The organism is Bradyrhizobium sp. AC87j1, assembly GCF_002936975.1.
GTDB lineage: Bacteria > Pseudomonadota > Alphaproteobacteria > Rhizobiales > Xanthobacteraceae > Bradyrhizobium > Bradyrhizobium shewense.
In genome coordinates this window covers 1-19,091 of record NZ_PTFE01000008.1, presented here as the reverse complement: position 1 = coordinate 19,091, position 19,091 = coordinate 1, and the positions used below count along the sequence as shown (strand labels likewise).

The window sequence follows — 19,091 nt, the reverse complement described above, 5'->3', positions numbered from 1 at the left end:
GCCGACGAGTTCACCACCGATCGCATAGCGTACCTCCACGGCGGAGCAAAAGAGAGGTCAATGACAGGCCTCCCGTAATCCGCGCAATACGGAATCGTCGTGATGTCGCAAACGATCGGCGCTGATAGCGAGTGCACCGCGAATGAAGGGGCAGAGCACTGGTCAGATCCGAAACACAATCTTTCATCAGATGGCGACTTTGTTCGGTACTGGAGCCGAGCTGCAGATCGGTTGCGCGCGGTGGACGCCGTCGGGAGGCGAACCGAAGAGGCGATCAGAAGGACGGGGATTGGCTTGCAGCTATCCTCCGAGAACTTTAACGGTCACGACCTGTCAGATTTCCCGTTGCGACGCTGTACCCTCAATCGTGCGCAGCTCTACGGAGCAAAGTTGGATCGGGCAGACCTTTCTGAGGCCAATCTTATCTGTCCGGGGCTGGAGAGGGCAAGTTTCCGCGGGGCCAAGCTCGATTTTGCGTATATGCACGCGATTGCGGCGCAGGTCTGCAACTTCGATGATGCCAGTCTGCGCAATGTCATTGATGCGACCGGCAGTCTGTTTCACGGTTGCAGCATGAAAAGGACACGCTTTGACAACGCAATGCTCAGTGGACTTCTCGCTTACCAGTGCGATGCGAGTTATGCTGTATTTGATGGCGCGGAATTACAGGGTTCGACCATCAATGAATGCTTTCTTCCTTCCGCTTCCTTCCGCTTTGCCAAGCTGAGCCAAGTCACGATCACGAAGGCGCATCTGGCGGCTTGCTCGTTCTTCCAGTCAAAAGGGGACTGCTTATCGATCGTGCGTCCCACCTCGGTCGACGGTCTTGTCCTGGAAGGCGCTCATCTTCCGTATCTGAGACTCTCCAAGGTGAGCGGCCGCATTACGGCGAGAGCCCTGATCGCTCCATTCGCTGATCTTCACCTGTCAAATCTTTCAAGTGCGGAGCTTGAGCAGGCAGACTTGACCGAGGCGCGGCTTCTGTCCGTAAGCTTGTCCGACGCGAACCTCATCGGCGCTGTGTTGAACGGTGCTTCTATTCGTTCCTGTCAGCTCGATGGAGCGAACCTGTCTCGGGCATCAGGCGAAAGCATTTCGATAACAGAGAGCACAATGCGAGCCGCCAAACTCACGGGCTTTCGTGGCCGCTGTGCGTTTGTGCGCGACTGCGATCTCGAACATGCAGACTTATCTCAGGCTTACCTCTACAGGTCGATGATTACCGGTGATCCCCCGCAATCAATGGCATTGGATCACGCGAATCTCGAAGGATCCAATCTCGTGCAGGCATATCTTGCGGCGGGAATGACCGGCAGCAACCTGGAGGCTGCGCGCACCGCATACGTTCGTATGAATCAATCATCCTTGCGCAACGCGAACCTGAGCGGGATATCGCCCTTCCAGGCCAGCTTCGTAAAGGTCGACGTTTCGGGCGCAAGGATAACGACATTCGAGCCGCCGTTTTTTGCAGACCGATGTCCGGGCCTTCAGACCGCTCTTCGGGATGATCAGCCGCGCGGACCATCAAGCTATCTAGCTGAGTTCTCTTCGTTGATGAGACGCGGTCGAGAGGGATCAACCTGATGATTAGACCAAGGAGATAGAATGTTTGGTCGCTTGGACGAGATTGCGCGGGAAGTCCCGTGCTTTGGCAGGACGAGAAGCCGTCGTAAGGCTCACTAGCGTGCGGCGCCGTGCGGCACGCGGTAGACCTTCCGTCATGTGATCGATCGGAAGGCCCTTCTTTGGCGTTCAAAAGCGGAAACAAAAGTATGCATCTAGACTCTCTTTCAGCGGGAAAAACCTTCATCCGGGAAGTCGCGCGAACAGGGCAGACTATCGGCACGGTACACACTTTAGGCGCCTTGCACCTTGGGCATGCAGAATTAATTAGAAGAGCGGCAGTCGAGAATGACGTCGCGATCGTCACAGTCTACCCGAACAAGAGCCAGTTTGAGCCAGGTGTTAGCTACCATTTCAATTTGGACGATGATATTCGGCTTGCGCTACGTGCAGGAGCGACTGCCGTGCTTTCGTCTAACGACGCCGAGATGTTCCCCGCGGGCTATCGAACGCTCATATCGCAAGACGATTATCATTTGCGTTTGGACGGGCCTCAGGAGCACTTGAAGGAGGCCGTTACCGGTGCGATTTGCTGGATCTGCTTTGCACGACCAACTCGCAGCTACTTCGGCCTGAAAGATATCGGTCAGGCGATCCTGGTGAAGCGCGCCGTCGCAGACCTCCTTCTCGATTGCGAGATACGGTTTGTGCCCACCGTGAGATATAGGAACGGAGTGCCCATTTCGTCGCGCTTGAGGCGATTTAGCCGCTCCGAGCTTGATGAGCTTTCGTGTCTCTTCACGGCATTGGACCATTCGAGGAAAGAGATCGCCCAAGGAGCGTCGAGCGTCAAGGATCTGGTAGCGTCGGCTACATCTAAAATAGCGTTCCGACAATTTAAACTCGATTTTGTTCGGATTGTTGGCGCTGATAGCTTCGTCGACTTGGGGCAGGTCAAGCTCCCTTTCATAATTGTCGGAGCGGCAATGGCTCATGGCCTCAGGGTCTTCGATAGTATCTACGTTCCAGATCAGGATACACTCCTGAATGGTCCTCCGGATGTCTGGATCGATCTGCCTGAACAGTCCTGGCCGCACGATTATGCATAGCGTGATGTTGACAAAAGCAGCGACTCCGGCCGTGCCCGAACGCAGGGGCTGACTGTGCATTCGGCTTGATTTTGCCTCCAACGCACAACCACCTCTAACCAGCGCTGGGAGCTCTCACTGATCCATTGAGTAGATCGACTTGGAAAGTCAATGCGATCCTTACTGCCCGACATGGTAGGGGGATGCTAGCTGCACTGTGAATTAGTCTGGTCGAGCGCCCGTCGCAGCCAAGCGCTGCGGCAGCTCGAAGCGATGAATCGCGCCACGCCGTAAAACTCTCGACAGCAGAATCTGCAGAGATGATCATGACAAGGCGATCTGAAGATTATAGGGCTGAGGATTCGTGTGTTATCCCGCTGAGCAAGCTGGATGTAAGCGAGGGCAAGCGCTTTCAAGACGACAGCATGTGGGCTTGCTTTGAGCGGTTGCGAAAGGAAGATCCCGTTCACTACTGTCAAGACAGCGCTCATGGTCCATATTGGTCCGTAACGAAATACCGGCATATCGTAGCCGTAGACACAAACCATAAAGCGTTCTCGTCAGAAGAAGGAGTTACGATTGTCGACGTGCCTGGCCAGCACTGGACCCCGAGCTTCATCAAGATGGGGCCTCCCAAGCACGCCGAGCAGCGCAACACCGTAAGCCCGATCGTCGGACCGGAAAGCTTGACGAAGCTCGACGGCTTGATCCGGTCTCGGGTCAGGGCGATCCTCGCGGGCTTGCCGCGCAACGAGGCCTTCAACTGGGTGGACATGGTCTCAATAGAGTTGACGACGCAAATGCTCGCCACGCTGTTCGACTTTCCATTCGAGGATCGGCGGCTGCTGACCTATTGGTCGGATGTAGCTGTTACGGCTCCGAAAGCAGGCCATGCAATCGACAGCTGGGAGAAGCGAAGCACCATCTTGTCTGAGTGCTTAGACTATTTCACCCGGCTTTGGAACGAGCGCATCAAAGCCGAGCCGCGCCTCGACCTGCTCTCCCTGATGGCGCATTCGCCGGCCACGCGGTGCATGGGGCCAAGTGAGTTTCTCGGAAATCTGATTCTGCTGATCGTTGGGGGCAATGACACCACGCGCAACTCGATTACCGGCGGCCTCCTGTTCATGAATCAGTACCCCTCCGAGCTGCGAAAGCTAATTGACAATCCCAAGCTGATCTCAAGCGCGGTTTCCGAGATTATTCGGTACCAGACGCCAATCGCGCATATGCGCCGTACCGCCGCGATCGACAGCATCGTAGGCGGAAAACAGATCAGGAAAGGCGACAAGGTGGTCATGTGGTACATCTCCGGTAACAGGGACGAAGAGATCATTGAGAACGCCAACAATTTCGTGATCGATCGCAAGAATGTGAGGCAGCATCTCTCGTTTGGATTCGGCATCCATCGCTGTCTTGGTCGACATCTTGCGGAACTGCAGTTGAGAGTCCTCTGGGAAGAGATTTTGTCTGCGGAATTGTGGTTCGAGGTTGTCGGCGAACCCGAGCGGATAGCGTCTAACTTCGTGCACGGCTATTCCGCTCTCCCCGTGCGGATTGCAGCCTAGGCGCAAATTGCTCTGCTCACGCAGATGGCAGGCGGCAGAGCGGTCTTGTCCTGAACCATCTTTGTTTTCTGCAAGCAGCGCAGCTGAGGTGATCGACGGGAAACAATGCTGCATGTCGGAACAATTGCCGGCCCGGCAGACGCTTGGAAGGACCTGCGAGAAGCGATAGGTAAGGCGCGCGTCTCGACTCGCAAGCGCTTGGCATGCCGAAAATTGAACCTCAACGGCTATTCCGATGCAGGTCTCCGGGCCACCTCGAATAGCCGAAACCATAGAGGCCAGTGACCTTGATGTTGAAAATTGTAGCTGTGGCAGCGATTTTCCTTGGGGAAGCTCTTTCGATATTCGCCGAGTTGGTTGCGTCAAGGCAATTCAGAAAGGCCGGTGGCGATCTGGCGATGCTTTGGCCGATGTTCCTCGTGGTATGCTTGGGTGGGCATCCTCCTCGTTTTCGGATGCGCGCTGGGCTACATGCATCTGAAGAATATCTGGATCATTGTCGCGATATCGGTGGGAGCTATCCTGGTCGTGGAGCCGATACTCACGGGTCTGCTCTTTAGAGATGTGCCGACCGCTGGTTCGCTGATCGGGCTGGTTCTCGGTGCGTTTGGTGTGCTCGCTGCCATATTTCCATGAAGGTGATTTGACCGAGCCTAAATGGGCCCCGGGCTTTTGCGAAATGCAGTCTGAGGACCTGCGGAGGGTCGATTCTGCCGGTTCGGATGAGGACAAATATTGATGCTGATTGACCTTCAGCATCTCTTTTTCGGTGTACGGCCGTTAGCTTGTTAAGCTCTTCTGTCAAACTCCCCTTACAGTTAGTAGGAGGACGCCCGCGGCGAGGGTAGGTCTGTTGATCGATATAAGCTGGCCATTTCTGCTTGGCCATAATTCGCCGTTTAAGGGCGAGTGTTCTCCCAACTACCCATTCGTTTGGGACGAGTTGACCCAGTTGGCGTGGACGGAGCCACCGGCAAACGACCAGGACTCGCACCGGATCGCGTCGCGGCCAAGGCGCCTCAGCCGCGGTCACGTCTCTGATTACACCGCAATCGAGGCGTTACCCGCATCGATCTCTTCAGAAACATTGGAGCTCCCTTGGAAATGGAACTTCAGGTGACATCGGCATTCTTGTGCATCCGTGAACGCTTTTGGTCAGCTAATCGTCAGTCAGGCGGTCTATCCAGACGGGCTGCACATTCGCGACTTTTATCGGAGACGAAGCATGACAGGCATTGGCCGAGCCGGCGCATCGGAAGTTGGGGCTGCGGGAGCCGGCAACACCGGAGACGTGAGCGGTTCGAACGTGGAGCCCAGCCTCTTCCCGGGAGGACGCAGTCAATCTTTCGATGCCGTCATAGAGCGGATGCGCTCTGGGCCTCAAGACAGAGCCGCGGCGCTTGACAACCCAACTTCGGATGTGGCGGCGCCAACCCGGGACGAGTTTAAGGCAGCAAGGCGAAAAATGACCAGCCTGCTTGAGGAGCTTGAGACTAGCCGTCGAGCGGCGGGGCACGCCCAGGACTTGCAAGAGGCGCAAGAGCTGATCGATCAAGTCGTCAAAGCAGGCTCAACTGTTCTGGAGTATTACGCAGATCTGCCTGCCAATTTGGCGCGTCGCATTCTGCCCGACGATCGGGCTCGCCGGCTCCGCGATGACACGCTGGACGCGGCCGATGAATGTAACGCAGTGGCCACCCGGATTGTCTACGAGCTGGAGAAGAAAAGAAAGAAAGCAACAGGCTGGCTGGAGAGGATCAAAGGCACCGGTACGCCCGCCCAGGTGTCCGGCGCGTTTGCAAGCGTGGCGAACTACTATGAAGCCTGCACGGAATGGTGGGGAAAGAAGGTGTTGCGCTCGGAGCGGATGCAGTCTGTCTGTGCGGCTACTGCCAACTTGCCAAGCAGCACGCCCGAGATACGCAAGGCCGAAGAGGCCGCATTAAGACTGCATACCGGCTGGGCTCTCAATACGAAGTGCATGTATCTGCAATCGCGGATCGCTCTCGCGGAGCTCTTGATTGACTCGCGAGCGAGCACGCTCGACCCAGACGTGCACGACGCCCTCATGGACGAGAGCGGGCGGGTGCGTCTGCTTGGGACCTTCATCGGGGATGTTTTTCCTGCATTCGTCTCGACCGCCGAGGCCGTCCTGAACAGCAACGGGGCACCGCTCGACGCCGAGCATCGCGCCGTTCTGGAAGGTGTCATGGAGCGGCTTTCGGAATTCGCTTCAGGGGTGAGTTCCATGGTGGCCACGCTGAGGGCGGCCGGAACGGGAGCTGACCTTCCGTTGCAGTTGCTGGATGGGATCGTGGAAGGTGCGTGGCTTACGGCGAACGAAGTCATGCGGTTGCTGGCAGTGCAGCCAAAGTTAGCAGCCACGATTGAACCGCCGGCTTGGGCTGCGCTGCCGGAAAATACCGCCATGGTGGGCGAAAGCAGTGCAGCGCGCAGAAAGGGCAAAGGAAGGCGCGCAGCGGCCGCAGGCGAGGGGAGTTCGACGGCCCGCCTGCCCGAGCCGCAAGTCGCCAGGCCCGATGCGGCCACGGCCCCGACCGGCAAGGTTATCGTGCTCTCGGACCTCGGCACCAAAAAACTCGCGACCGCGGAGGAGGCACGCGCGAGGGCGTCAACCTCTGCTACCGAGCACCTCCAGATGTGGCAGGCTCCGCCCTCCAGGAAAGCACTGGCGGGATTACTCGAGCGACTTGACGAGCTGCTGCAATTTGGTCTGCCGGCTCAGCAAAGTGCCGTCTCGCAAGCGCGCCAGATGAAGCCCGAGGATGCCGACCACGTCTTGGATCTCGTCATTGGGCGCTTGCAGACGCAGGCCGCCGAGATTGAGGCCTGTGTAGCCGCGCTGGAGGAGCCTCGCCGACGTGGCCTGCTCACGCCTGCGCAAGTGCCCGAAGTGCACGAAAAAATACTCCGGCTCAAGGCGATGTGGTCTGAGGTGCAGGGACAGGCAAACTCATTGAAAACGCGGAAGGCAGCAATCACAAGCGATTGCATGAAGACGTACCCGTTTCCATCGCAAAAGTATCTCGAACAGTTGCGCGCGGCGGGGGAGCTGGACTCAGTGGGTCTGCCGCAAGCGTTGAAGGGAGAGCCAGGTAAGCTATTCGAGATCAAGCTGCAGCCCAAGGCGCTGCGCACCGGCGCGATGCCAAGGCCGATGTGGGTGCACATCCATACCGAGCAGCCGGTTCATGCCTGGCAATTGGCAACGCTGGGCGATCGCGAATTCGCCGCCTGCCACGTGAAGTCCGACGAGCAGCGCGGATACAATCAGCATTGGCAGAACGCTCGAGCCGCCAAGGGTCACGAGAATGTCGTGATCCACCGCGGCAAGCTCACTCCTGGGTTCTGTAGGTCCTTGTTGGGCACCGCCGCTGGCCGGCCGTGGCAGCCGCTTCCCGATCCGGAGCACGTTTCAGCGCAGATGGCTCGACTGGGGATCTAGTGAGCTGGTTGCCTTGCGGCGGTGAGCCGTTCGGTGGCAGCGTTCATGCCTCCAGACCGGCGCGGCGGATTGCCTGAGCAGCGCCGAGCCCATCTTACAAAAGGCATGTTGCGAACATCGGCACCCATGCGAGAAGTTAGGCCGCTGACTATTGCAGATGGAAAACACGTACCTGATGCCGGCGGCGATCCGCCGGATGTAACAGTGCTTTCGCCTGTTTGCCCGCGGCAAACTGGCGCGCAAACCGTCGGCGGAGCTTCAACGGATCGCGGATGGTTCGGTGGCACTAGAGCTGAGCATCATGGCCGCTTTGACGAATCAAGCCGGGCGGTGCACAACAACGCCGCCTGTTTGCTACTTTTGCATAAGGCTACGACGGTCCCAGCATCAAGCCTCCTTGGCCCCCAAAGATGCTGGGGCTCGTCGTTCTTCCTGGAGCGTCTCTGCAGCCCAGGCGAACAAGACGATGGGTAAGCGATCTTCGCAGTCTTCGTACTCGCTGATGAACATCGCGCGCCCAAGTGTGACGCAGGCGCGTTCGGGAAGCGCATGTGCGGGACCATCCAAACCGACCGTCGCCTTGCTCGACGATACAAGCCGGATTCCAGAAACCGCTGTACTCGAGTGCTCCCAGACATGCATCGACCACTCCGCGGCTCGTCCAGCGTTCGATCATGAAGCTGATTGCAGGTTTCCGAGCGGGCTAACATTGAGCCGTACGGTGATGTCCGGACTTATCCATTCCCTAGATAGATCTGATCAAGAAAATCAATTTTACCGCTTACAGCGTCGTCATATAGACCCGAGGACGGTTGGGGCCAACCTAGGGAAGCGATTTCTCGGATGAAAAAGTCTGTGTTAGTGACGGCGAGCGCCCTCGCGCTTGCAACTGCGGCGGTGCCTCCTTTTGCTGCAAAAGTTGCCGCGCAACCGGTTGCCGGCAGGGTGGAGGTAGCCGATACATCATATCCTCAGTGCGCGGACGACCCGTTGGATGGTATCTGCGACCTGTTCTTTTGTTTGACCGATCCCTCGTGCGTGCGACACTGAGGACCGAAAACAAGTCAAGCAGAGAACGAGGATTGAGCCTGGTCCGGCCGCTTGCTCCAACAGCGGCCGCATCCTCATGGCGTACGGTTAAACTGGCAGAGATGGTGTGCAAGCGGCGCCATCTCAATTCTCTTAAGATGTTCAAAGCGATTGCTCACTTTCAGCCAGTCTGTGACTACCGCCGCGCGCAGCAGCCGCATCGGCGTAGGTTGGGTAAACGGGAAAAGTCGTTCTAGATCGCGACGTTGTGTTCCGATGCGATCCACAGCTCGATCTCAAACTGGTCGAATTTCTTTTGCTTTTCCCTGCCACGCCCATAGCGCCCCTTCGGTTCGATGGTTCGCATTGATTTCGGACGTCATGGATGTCCATTGTTCCCGCTATACCTAGGGTAGCCGTCGTGGCATTACGAACGTTCGTTTATGGTTAGGCTTAAAATTGAGGGGCGCCGTCTCCGGCATCATGAGCATGGCAAAGAGCCCGGCCGTGCTAGCGAAAAGCATGTACCAGGCGGGCACGAGTGCGCTCCCGGTAAGGTGGATCAGCCAGGTGACGATCGGTTGAGCTGTGCCTCCGAAAATCGCTATCGCAAAAGCGTAAATCGTCGCGAAGGCGCCACCACGAATGTTCCTGGGCAAACCTTCGGCCATGCTCACGTAGAAGGCGCTATACGGAATCGTTCCGATCAGGGTGAGGGCGCCGAGACCTCCTAGAAGTGCGAAGGCACTGCGGCTCTCTGCAATCCACAAGAATACCGGATAGGTGATCAGCAATGCAGTGACCTGCGGCCATATCATGATGCGACGACGACCTACGCGGTCGGCGAGTAGGCCGCCCAGCAGTGCTGCAGCAATTCCGACCACATTGCTGATGAGCGTGGCACCAAAGGCGAGCGGCGCGGAAACGTGGAGGGTGTTCATCGCGTAGGTGGTCATATATCCCGTAACATAAGTAGTGATCGTGCAGCTGGCCAAGATGACAAATCCCAAGCTCATGATGCGGCGATCGGCACGCGATTGGCCTCCTGGCTGGGTGACCAGAACGTGCGCCTCGGGCCGGTGCAACGTTTCGGGTAAGACGCTCCGCAACCAAAGTCCAAACGGCAACGTAGCGGCGCCGAGCAACAGCGCGATCCGCCATCCGTACGCATTGAGCGCTTCGCTTGTCATGGTGAGCGAGAGTATTTCTCCAATCAACGCTCCTGCCGTCGCAGCTATCTGCTGGCTCGCGGGCTGAAAGGAGACAGCAAGACCGCGCGCGTCAGCGGGGGCCGCTTCCATCAAGTAGGCGGTCGTCGGACCCACTTCACCTCCGAGAGCAAAGCCTTGCAGCAAGCGTGCGAAGACGACCAGTGACGGAGCGGCAAGTCCTATCGTCTCATACGATGGCGTGATAGCTAACAATAGGACCGCGGCACTCATCATGGTAAAGCTGGCGGTCATCGCGGGCCGTCGGCCGGCCCGATCCGAATACGAGCCGAGTACGATGGCCCCGATCGGTCTGGTCACAAAACCTGCGCCGAAGGTTGCGAGTGACAGCATGAGGCTAGCGAACGAGTCGGTTGCCGGGAAGAACGCTTGGCCGATCTGTATCGCGAAAAAGCTGTAGGTCCCGAAGTCGTAGAATTCGATAATATTGCCGATGGTTGCGCCCAACACGGCGCGGCTCGTCAAGCGTTCCTCTGCGGGATGGCGGACCGGCTCCAGCCTCTCCTGAGTAGATTTCCTCGACATCATCGACCTAATCTGAAGCGCGATCCCTGACCCAAAATTTTGGCCAGGCAGGTCGCACTGTTGCATTGCACTGCCCGCTCCCGTCCCTCACGGCCAGTGCGCCAGGCAACATGTACGCTGAAGCGCATCACGACGAAGCTCACCGTAACGTCTGCAATAAAAATGCCTGCCTCTCCCCACCATTTGCCCTTGATCTGATCGCTGGCCTGGCCGGCAAAGACAAATATGCGAACCTGCCGCATTCGTCAGGTGGCTGCAGACTTTTGCGCTGCTGTGGCGAGTGTGCGACAAAATTGACGGGCGTCGCACACGACTGACGACGACTCGAGCCATTCCGCCTCGGCCAGGTTGCGTCCGCTCCCTAAGGAGCCAATGGGCTAGGCCCTTCATCGCCAAGGCGCTCGCCGCCGCTCAGCGCGCCTGCGGCGGTTTCTCGCGCGCGTGCAAGCTCACCATTTATAGGTGCTCCACCTACGGCGGCGGACGGGTAGCCAGCGAGCGCGCGACCCGTCTGCTCAGGGGCCGATCGCATCTGGCGACGATCAAGACCAGACTGTCCGTCATCCCTGCGTTCCGCGCCGCTCGCCGTGCATCTCGGCTATCTCCGGCGCGAGGGCGTCCCCGGGACGGGGGCAAGGCGCGGCGTATTCGGCCCCGAGGCCGACGATGCCTATCTCAAGTCGTTCGGTGAGCGCTGCCAAAATTTCAGAACCGTACATCTTGGTCAACCACTTGGGGAGCTGTTAACGCAAATGAGTGACGCCACACGTAGGAGCTACCGTTCGTGTGCCCGGACGGGCGAGCACGAATGCGGCCTACGTTTCTTCGCCAACGGACCGTTGGAAGGAGAATTCACTCGTGTCCTGAATGAGGAAGATCGTCGTAATTCGTGCAGTGCAGTGTCGAAGTCGCCGCTGAAATGTCCGCTTCCTCTAAGCGCGCCCTAACACGAGCGCCATCTGCATGACGCTGAGCGTCAATAGCAGCCGGGACAAAGTTGGCCGTTCGTATTGCCTCACCTGAGGATGTAACATTCCGTTTGACCGATGTAGCTCCGGCTGTCAGTCGAGGTTGCGTCATGGCGCGCAGGATCGGAGGCACTGGGTACGTCGCGGAGGCCCATTACAAGCAGTGGCAGCCGCAGTCCCGGGATCACCGGCACCGCCGCACCTTTAGTAGGACGCGGGATGATCGGCTCGGCTGCTTTGCGTCTGAGCGATTTCGTTCTTCATCCAATCAGGTGAGCAGTTCGCTCCGCGGTTGCCGGGCCCTCACGTAGGTCGCGCTCTCGTCTGTTTTCGCGCTGGCGCGGCTACGGTTAGCGGCCAGTGCATAGGCTCGAAGTGTAAGCCAGAACGACTGGTCGCGAGCAGAGATCGAAATGCACACGTTCGGTGCAAGGCTGGATCTGGCCGCGGTCCGCATCGCCTGGACCTCCTAATCAGCTTTACCGCCAGGCGAATGCGATGCACGACGCAGACCTGCGCGCCGACTGGGAGGTCAGGCGGAACGAGATTTGGCTCGAAGTTGGTCGCATCAGACGTGGCAGATGCGGCCGCCGGTTTGTCTCCCTTGTCGACCTTTGTCAGCTTCTCGAAAGCCAGCCTCTTTAACACTCAAACTTGGCCTCTCGATGACGAAGCCGCCCATGTCTGAATTCGTAACGAACTTCAGTTCACTCCCTGCGGAGATCTTCAAGAGGCCCTTGTTCTCATTCTAAAAAGGAGAGCTTTATGGATCCGAACCCGATCGACAATGCCCGTTCACCAGAATCACCAACGGCGCACGTCTGGACACAAGAAGATCATGATTTGTTCAGTCAGATCATGAATCAAGCGGGACCATCATCATCTGCCGCACCTGAGGAAGCGGTAGATGTCTCATTCGCCGCTCCCCAGAGATTCTCACACGGTTCACAAATCGCACCTGACTTCATGGTCGAGAGGCTGTTCCACCAGGGTCTCTTGCCTGACTCGGACCAGCCGACGATGACCTATGAAATCCGAGGTCACCGCTACACGGCCGGTTTGGATGGGTCCAATCGCGTTCTTCTTGTTCATAACCCTGCGGAGGACCAAGTGGTTGGGGTTGGCCGGGCAGGGGTACCGGACTTCGGAGCATTCTTCACGGAGCACCGGCGCTTCGGAACGCCGTTACCACAGCAGTGGGCCACACCTGCCCTGATGGACAAGCTGCGCGAAGAAGGTTTCATGCCGACCGCTAATAACCCCAGAACAATCCAGCTTAACGGACGGGCCTACAAAGCCGAATTAGCCGAAGGAGGGTTCGTTAAGCTTACGCGGGTATGAGACGCAACCCAACGGTGAAGCGATCGTGCCGGACTGGAGTCCTGCGGTCACTTCGGGTCTCCTTACCTGGATAGACGATTCACCGCTTAGCAGTGGATTGCTCGCGCCGCCAGTGGGTACGCATCATCGGACCCGCTGGCGGCCCACGATGCACGGTCATCCTGGCCACTTCGTCTGGGCGGTGCCGCACCTGTCATCCGGGCTGCAATATTGCCCCCCGTATTGCCTCACCTGAGGATGCTACTTTCGCTTGACCGATGTAGCTCCGGCTGTCGGCCAGTCCGAGGTTGCACCATGCAGGATCGGAGGACTGGGGGCCGTCGCGGAATGCCCATTGCACGCGGCCAGCGCCGCACCTTTAGCCGTGCGCGGGATGATCGTCTCGGCTGCTTTGCGTCTGATCAATCCCAACAAGCGCTGCACGATGGTGTGCTGCGGCGGGCCGAACTGTCCGAGGTGTTGTTCAGCGAGGGGGAGACTTGCCAACGCGCTCAGACGGGGCTTGGCCGCCAAACCAGCGCTCGATGTCGGTTGGGTTCGCGCAAGTTGGGCCGTGAAGCCGGTGACCGTGGAGGGCACTCGGAAGCGGGCGTAGTTTCTGCCGGCGCGAGCCTACATGGTCTTGGACGCGGAGGTATTCTTAAGGAGGTGGCAGCAAAGGTCGCGTAGCCGCAACCGACCGTCGCAGGTGGCGCAGTCGCTTTGCGTAGCAGTGGGATTGCGCGAGAGTATTTCGGATGGGAGTCCTGTCAATTCGCCCTACTAGATCTGGGCGTTTTGCAAGCAGTGCCTCCACCGTAAGGTCACGGTAGATCGCATGCACATAGGCGTGTGCAGCCAGCTTCGAAACGCGGAAAAGAACGCATGACGAACATCAATCTTAGCTACCAGTCCATTTGATGCATGCGCACAGCGAACCATCGCCGATCAAAACAAGAAATAGAGAACGCTGGCCCGAGACGTCGAGATTTCCAGATGATACGAGGAATGAAGCCGATGGCGCGGATGGTCGTAGCAATAAGGCGCGCGCTCGCCATGTGCGATCTCGACCGGTGCTGCGCAATCTGGTGGCTCTATCGTCTCCATTTCGGATTCACCGGCGACGTGATGTTGGGGCTCGCCGCGGTCTCGGTTGCTCAGGAGAGATCCCGCTGCGGAGTTTAGGAATCGTGGCGTCAAGCGCCTTCCATACGGGCTCGGCCGCATAACCTGCCGCAGGTTACACGTTTGGCTGGCGGACAAAGGCGTTGCTCAACGCCAATCGCCTCAAGTCTCTTCCAGCCAACCGACCGCAAATCACATCGAGTACCGGCGGGCAGCGCGGGGCACTGATGGTGCCCGCCAACGCGATCAGCAGGCCGCGAAGGTCGGACATGTGCTCGCACTTCACACCTAAAGTCGAAACTGTTGACGGATGATGCTGCCCATAGCCGAGTTGTGAGTAGCCGAACGGTGGCGCAAGCGATCGTCGAGGATTTACGTACTGCGACGATGAGCAAGACGGCCGCTGCGCAACATGCCACCCTTACTAAGAACTGATTGTCAGGTTTGCGGCGGACGTTCAAAAGTCGACACTTGCACGGGTCGGAACGCCTGGAGAACCTCCAATTTTCAAGCGGCACGCTGCTTGCACCATCGAAAGCCAGCGGACGCAGTTCCCGCATGCCCGCTCTTTGAAGCCGAGTACGCATCTGCCGAATGCTTCCACTCACCTGGCAAGGCGCCCAAGTCCGGCTGGCTAACTTCAGGACAACTCCCATGAAAAATTCGCTTTTTCTCGTAGCGTCGCTATCCATGAGCTGTTTGATGGCCGCGGGACCGTCCCAGGCGCTAGCGTCTGCGAGCGGGGCTGAGGATCCTTTTCTTTGGCTTGAGGAAATCGAAGGGCCGCGCGCATTGGCTTGGGCTCACACCGAGAACGACAAGACACTCAGTGCCCTCCAATCTGATCCACGTTACCAGCGCTTCTACGGGGAAGCGCTCCACGTTCTTCAGGCCAAGGACCGGATTCCGTACGTCTCATTGGGGCGGCGCGGTCTCGATAATTTCTGGCAGGATAAGAATCAGGTGCGCGGCGTCTTGCGGCGTACGACGCTTGAAAGCTATCGCACCCAGAGTCCTCGATGGGAGACCATCCTCGATGTGGATGCTCTCGCTGACGTGGACAAGAAGAACTGGGTTCTTAAAGGGGTGAGCTGCCTTCCGCCCGAAGAGCGCCTATGCTTGCTCAGCCTATCCGAGGGCGGAAAGGACGCTGTGTTCGTTCGAGAGTTCGACGCAACCGCCAAAACCTTCATCACGAACGGCTTCGCACTTCCCGAGGGAAAACAGGAGGTCACTTGGGTAAATAAGGACACGGTCCTGATTACACGAGATTGGGGCGAAGGGACCATGACGCAAGCCGGTTACCCTTTCGTTGTGAAGGAGCTCAAGCGCGCTCAGTCACTCGCGGAAGCGCACGAGGTCTTCCGTGGCGAGCCGACCGATGTCGCGGCCGCACCATTCGTGCTGCGCGACAGTGAAGGCACGATCCATGCGATCGGCGCTGTCCGCAGCGTCAGTTCGTTCGAGCATGAGTATGTTCTCTTTGGGGCCAAGCCGACTAAGCTCAATCTGCCAAAGAAGGCGACCATCGGGGGGATCGCGAGTGGTTGCCTGCTGGTGACGCTAAAGGAAGACTGGATGCCACCGTCTGGAGACATCCCCTTCTCAGCCGGGTCGATCATCTCGTATGACCTGGCCGAATGGAAGCAGGATCCGCTGCGCGCCAGACCCACGCTCGTTTTCAAGCCGGGGCCTCGACAAGCGCTCAGCAGATTCACCGCCACAAGAAACTTGTTAATCCTAACGATTCTTGACAACGTTCAGAGTAGGGCGTTCCTCTACAAGTACCATCAGGGCGCCTGGCAGGCCACGCCGATCCCGCTTCCAGAGAATGCGAGTGTCGGTCTGGCTGCGGCATCGCATGAAACGGACGAGGCTATGTTCACCGTCTCCAGCTTTCTTGGCCCGACGATGCTCTGGTACTTCGACGCTGCAACCGAACGCCTTGAGACACTGAAGGCGTCACCTCCTAGGTTCGACGCCTCGAGACTTGTCGTCGAACAGTACGAGGCAATCTCGCGTGATGGCACCCGCATTCCGTACTTTCTGCTACGACCCAAGAGCGCAAGATTTGACGGATCAACTCCGACGCTTCTGTATGGCTATGGTGGGTTTCAGACTCCGCTCGTCCCCTCTTACGTGGGCCTCACCGGACGACTCTGGCTCGAGCAGGGCAACGCGTACGTTGTCGCGAACCTGCGGGGCGGCGGTGAGTTCGGGCCACAATGGCACCAGACTGCCCAACGAGCAACAAAGCAGCGCACATGGGATGATTTTATCGCCGTCGCGGAGGACTTGATCCGTCGCAAGATCACTTCTCCCCGCCGGCTGGGCGTAGTCGGCGGTAGCCAAGGAGGCCTGCTGGTAGGGACCGCAATCACCCAACGACCTGACTTCTTCAATGCGGCCATCTTACAGGTTCCGCTGTTCGACATGGTTCGGTTCACCAAGCTGGGCGCCGGAGCCTCCTGGATCGGCGAGTATGGCGATCCCACCATTCCCGAACAGCGCAAGTGGCTCGAGGCCTACTCGCCCTATCAGAAGTTGGTGCCAGGCAAGACCTACCCGGCCCCCTTCATTCTTACCTCCACCACGGACGACCGTGTGCATCCAGCGCATGGCCGCAAGGCAGCGGCGAGGCTCGCTGCGTTGGGCCAACCGTATCTCTACTATGAGAATACCGACGGGGGGCATAGCGCCGCCGCCAATCTCATTGAACAGGCACGCCGGATCGCTTTAGAATATACTTATGCATTCCGGCGGCTTGTTGATGAGTGATGTCGAGGACTAAGATCTACTTCAATGATGACGCTTGGCGGACGACGTTATCGGCAGCGGCGTCAGCAAGCCCGTCTTTGCTCATTCTCCGCAGACTATGGTATGTCCCTGGGGATGAATCCGAGCGATCAGCTACGCCCTCAGTCTCGCCTATCAGTCCGGATAGGTCACTCAAGGCCGATTTCTCGTTAATAGCCACGAGGCAATTCGGGTGAATAGCCCTCAGGGCAAACCGGTGCGTTAGCCTCTCGATCCCGTGGCTAACTTCATTGGCAGTGCGGATGCGGATGCGGATGGGGACAGCGCCTTTCTCATCCAGTCCCCTCGATAGGCGCCAAGTCGCATCCGCGCTGCTTTCCATCTATTGCTCACCTGCGTTATGTCGCTCAGTCGTGCGATGCTGTAATTCTCTCGCATCACACAGCCTACAATTTAAGTGTGCAATCGTCATCTAATTCGTTTTCGTCAATCCGCAGGCTTCCCCGGTTGAAGGCTTACTGGAATTCCACAAATGCACTCCGACAATCGACCGAAACGCGGAGTGCGACGAACATGGCAGTACAATATGCAGGCGGAGGTATGGGCGGGCGCAAAGCACCGAATTCGCAATTTGACGCCACAGCAGACCAGCCCTCTAACGGGGGGCGGAGTATCTACGATGGTATGGTCCGCAACCGACAATGTCTCACTGTTCAGCAGCCTGAGAGCTGTCTGAGTGATTGCAGGAATTTCCGTGGCAAATTGAGCGGGTATTGATAGCCCACACGTACCATTGACCGACTGCGCAAAGGCCTGTCAGTTGCGGTAAGCTGTCACAGATACAGAGCCCTTTGGGGTTAACGGGATGTGGCAGGGACAGCGCTATTGCTCCAGATCGATCAGCGCCGAGTCATCTTTCCGCTAGTCTCAACGGCAGTGCGTGGGCGGCGGCGATCAAGGTGAGACCTTAGCGACAATCAGGATGAGACTGCGCCGATGGGCACGGACCGAAGGGAGGGCGTAGCCCGACCGGAGGACCGTCCCATCGGCGTCGCGCTTTTCGGACCGATCTGGCGGCCGGGTGCGGCTGGTGCAAGCTGTTGATTCGTCTCGACAAGAGGGAATCGATGTGGTCTGAGCCCCTCGCTTCATCCAGCAATAGGGAGAGTCCCGGTGACATTTGAGCCCATCAGGCTCGGCGGAGCAACGGGGCGGGGCGCGGAGCCCTCGGGATAGCGCAGCGTCCCGCCCCGTTGCGGCCCAGGATCGCTGCGATTCGGTCGGTGTGAGGTTGCCCAGCGCACTGTGCGGCCTGGCGTTGTTGTACAACAAGGCTCAAGAACGCCCACAGGATCGTTCTTCGCGAGGTTCTTTATCGACATCATCCCTGGTTTGGTCGCCGAGTTTGCGTTCATGGAAGGGTCGAGAAGGCTGATGATGTCGCTTTCCGCTGCTCTCTTGATGGATCGAAAATAGATCGTTGCCTGGAAGTTCCAGCGTGGATGTTCGACCGGACGGCATGCCCTGACGCTGAGCCTTTGACAGCTCAGCCGTTTGTCGGCATTGACGCACTTGCTGCGCTCTCTACGCTTCTCGGTCTGGCGTTGAAGGATCGAACGCCATCAGCTGCCCTGCTTTCTGGCGCATCCAGAGCCTCTCACGACCAGAATCGGGGAGAGACTCATGTCACGGCAGACGGCAGTGCCAGCGAGCGGATACCGACACAATCGACAACCGCGGCCGCAGCAGCAGACGGATCTGTTCGGGAGTGGCCTGTCGAACGGCGCCGTCGGCGCGCCCACATGGCTGGATCTGCCCGCAGAAGCGCGGGCAGCGCTCACGAGCCTGATGACGCAGTTGATCCTCGACCATGCAGCGATGACAGCGACGCCGCCCGTGAAGGAGGTCGATCATGATCTCTGACAAGGTCAGGCCTCATCATTTGGAGCGCAAGGCGATTCTTTACGTGCGTCAGTCTTCGGCCCATCAGGTGTTGCACAATCGCGAGAGCAGCGCGCTGCAATACGCCATGCGAGACCGGCTGACGGCACTCGGGTGGTCAGAGATTGAAGTGATCGATGATGATCTCGGTCGTTCAGCCGCCGGCGGCATACAACGCGCCGGATTCGAGCGAATGGTGGCGGAGGTCTGCCTCGGCAAGGTTGGTGCGGTTTGCGCCCGCGAGGTCTCGCGCTTCGCCCGCAACAGCCGGGATTGGCAGCAGCTCATCGAGATGTGCCGCGTGGTCGATACCGTTCTGGTCGATCAAGAGACCATCTATGCGCCAAGGCACGGCAACGACCGCCTGCTGCTCGGGCTCAAGGGCAGCCTCAACGAGTACGAGCTGGATCTGTTGCGCCAGCGCTCGCTCTCGGCCCGCTACGAGAAGGCGCGCCGGGGCGAGTTGGTTGTGACAGCGCCGGTCGGCTTCGTGAAGGCCGGCGACCGTTATG

At 58.4% G+C, this 19,091-nt stretch carries 10 protein-coding genes; 9 read left to right on the top strand and 1 reads right to left on the bottom strand.

Annotated features, from left to right (window positions below; all coding sequences use genetic code 11):
* The first annotated feature begins 102 nt into the window (after positions 1 to 102).
* The 5 genes from CV770_RS07080 (at position 103) to CV770_RS07060 (ending at position 7,685) form a co-directional block, all read left to right on the top strand.
* Positions 103 to 1,584, top strand: a complete 1,482-nt coding sequence (locus CV770_RS07080) for a pentapeptide repeat-containing protein (protein ID WP_104461796.1) — start codon at positions 103 to 105, stop codon at positions 1,582 to 1,584.
* A gap of 188 nt (positions 1,585 to 1,772) precedes the next feature.
* A complete protein-coding gene (locus CV770_RS07075) occupies positions 1,773 to 2,672 on the top strand; it encodes a pantoate--beta-alanine ligase (RefSeq protein ID WP_104461795.1) in 900 nt (299 codons plus the stop codon).
* 305 nt (positions 2,673 to 2,977) lie between these two features.
* On the top strand, positions 2,978 to 4,219 hold the full coding sequence (locus CV770_RS07070) for a cytochrome P450 (RefSeq protein WP_104461870.1): 1,242 nt from the start codon (positions 2,978 to 2,980) through the stop codon (positions 4,217 to 4,219).
* A gap of 432 nt (positions 4,220 to 4,651) precedes the next feature.
* The gene (locus tag CV770_RS43175; RefSeq protein WP_245453688.1) at positions 4,652 to 4,855 is read left to right on the top strand and encodes a hypothetical protein; all 204 of its coding nucleotides are present in this window, start codon (positions 4,652 to 4,654) and stop codon (positions 4,853 to 4,855) included.
* A gap of 589 nt (positions 4,856 to 5,444) precedes the next feature.
* Positions 5,445 to 7,685, top strand: a complete 2,241-nt coding sequence (locus CV770_RS07060) for a T3SS effector XopP-like protein (protein ID WP_104461794.1) — start codon at positions 5,445 to 5,447, stop codon at positions 7,683 to 7,685.
* A 1,436-nt stretch (positions 7,686 to 9,121) separates the two neighbouring features.
* On the opposite strand, the gene CV770_RS07050 is transcribed toward CV770_RS07060, so the two are convergent.
* The gene (locus CV770_RS07050; protein WP_201759739.1) at positions 9,122 to 10,468 is read right to left on the bottom strand and encodes an MFS transporter; all 1,347 of its coding nucleotides are present in this window, start codon (positions 10,466 to 10,468) and stop codon (positions 9,122 to 9,124) included.
* A 1,733-nt stretch (positions 10,469 to 12,201) separates the two neighbouring features.
* On the opposite strand from CV770_RS07050, the gene CV770_RS07045 reads away from it, so the two are divergent.
* The 4 genes from CV770_RS07045 to CV770_RS07020 all read left to right on the top strand — a co-directional run.
* A complete protein-coding gene (locus CV770_RS07045; RefSeq protein WP_104461791.1) occupies positions 12,202 to 12,777 on the top strand; it encodes a hypothetical protein in 576 nt (191 codons plus the stop codon).
* 1,758 nt (positions 12,778 to 14,535) lie between these two features.
* Positions 14,536 to 16,659 carry a prolyl oligopeptidase family serine peptidase gene (locus CV770_RS07035; protein WP_104461869.1) on the top strand — a complete coding sequence of 708 codons (2,124 nt, stop codon included), beginning with the start codon at positions 14,536 to 14,538 and terminating at the stop codon, positions 16,657 to 16,659.
* 1,662 nt (positions 16,660 to 18,321) lie between these two features.
* Positions 18,322 to 18,561, top strand: coding sequence for a hypothetical protein (locus CV770_RS07025; RefSeq protein WP_104461788.1), 240 nt, complete (start codon positions 18,322 to 18,324; stop codon positions 18,559 to 18,561).
* The coding region (locus tag CV770_RS07020) for a recombinase family protein (protein WP_146101254.1) at positions 18,551 to 19,091 on the top strand (541 nt) is incomplete at its 3' end. The genes CV770_RS07025 and CV770_RS07020, both read left to right, overlap by 11 nt.